The sequence below is a fragment of the Polaribacter sp. genome, assembly GCF_965656025.1.
Classification (GTDB): Bacteria; Bacteroidota; Bacteroidia; order Flavobacteriales; family Flavobacteriaceae; genus Polaribacter.
This window is the reverse complement of the sequence record NZ_CBFHJT010000030.1, coordinates 32,752-34,149: the sequence shown is the minus strand read 5'-3', so window position 1 is coordinate 34,149 and position 1,398 is coordinate 32,752. Positions and strand designations below refer to the sequence as shown.

Genomic DNA, 1,398 nt, shown 5'->3' with positions numbered 1-1,398 from the left:
ATGGGAGCTACAAAATGCAAACCATAGTGTATTACAAATTGTACATCTATCATTTACTTCTTTTTAGATTTTACTAAATCTCTTCTAATTCTACTTAGTTGCACAGGCGTAATATTTAAAAAAGATGCAATGTGATATTGAGTGACAAGGTTTTCTATTTTAGGCACTTTTCTTTTCAGTTTTAAATACCTTTCTGTAGCATCTAATGCAGATAAATCAAAAATTCTTGTTTCTAATTCTAAGAATATATTTTCTAAAATATTGATGTAGAGTTTACTTATGTTTTGATCTTTTGAAGCCAATTTTCTAAAGGCTTTAAAGTTAATGGGATATACTCTGCAATCGGTTAAACAATCATAAGAAAATTTAGATTTTTTATCTAAAATTAAAGCACCTAAAGGCCCCAAAGGTCTTTGCGCAATAAATAAGTTTCTTGTCTGTTTTTTTTCTTTTTTAATGATATAATAAGATCTAACAACACCAGCATCTAATATATACATGTTTTCTTCTATTGAACCTACTTCAGATAAAATTTCTCCTTTTTTTAAGTTTAAAGGCTTCTGAACTAGGTTTAATAATATTTGTTTAGATTCTTTTGGAATTCTCTGAAAAGCATCTAAATAAGATATTAAATTTTCCATAACAATAAGGATATAATTTACGGGGGACTCTATTTAGACTCTAAAGTTAGTCTTTTTTTTCTAAAAAACTAATTGCGTTTGGGCCCTCCATAAAAAGTAAGTCTAAGATAGATAGGTTGGGCAAAAATCCATGTTTGTCATCAAACATTTGAATGTACTTCTTTGCAATATTATCTGGTTGATGTTTTACATCTGCCAAAAAACGAAAATCATTTTGTGCACATTCGGTTTCGTAAGAAGTGGTTTTTTGAAACTGAATATCGAGTTGTAAAGCGTCTTTGACAAATAAAAAAGTATCAAGGTTTAGGTCTTGTAAAAAAGTATATTCTTTGGTAAATATGGGTACTAAATCATCTACATAAAACTCAAAAAAAGGCGAGTTATGGTAAGCAGTTTTTAAAGATTTTAAATGTTGGTCTTGCCAAGGCACATTATTTTCTACACGCGTGTCTTTTGTTTTTTTTCTACCTTTTGTAGCAAGATGTTTTACAGGAATGTTCAATAATTGCTTACCATTTGTATTATAAATGTAGCATCTATTTCTATAACTTTGTTTCTGAAAATTATCTTCTATCTCAAAAGTTATCGTTTTTTGATTAGCAATAGCAGTATACTGAGAAATAGGAGAGAAGTACGTAGGAATAAACAACCCCATTGTCTATTTTTTAGCGGCTTTTTTCTTACTTTTAAAAATACTATATCCAATGTATAAGGCAATTAGCCCAAAAACTACATATCTGTAAGAAACAGGTTTTCC

The 1,398-nt window shown here is 28.8% G+C and carries 2 protein-coding genes; both read right to left on the bottom strand.

The features are described from left to right. Nucleotides 1-53: 53 nt before the first annotated feature. Nucleotides 54-641, bottom strand: a complete 588-nt coding sequence (locus tag ACTG3S_RS07625) for a Crp/Fnr family transcriptional regulator (protein WP_439128757.1) — start codon at nucleotides 639-641, stop codon at nucleotides 54-56. A 46-nt stretch (nucleotides 642-687) separates the two neighbouring features. Next, nucleotides 688-1,296, bottom strand: coding sequence for a WbqC family protein (locus ACTG3S_RS07620; protein WP_439128756.1), 609 nt, complete (start codon nucleotides 1,294-1,296; stop codon nucleotides 688-690). Nucleotides 1,297-1,398: the final 102 nt, after the last annotated feature.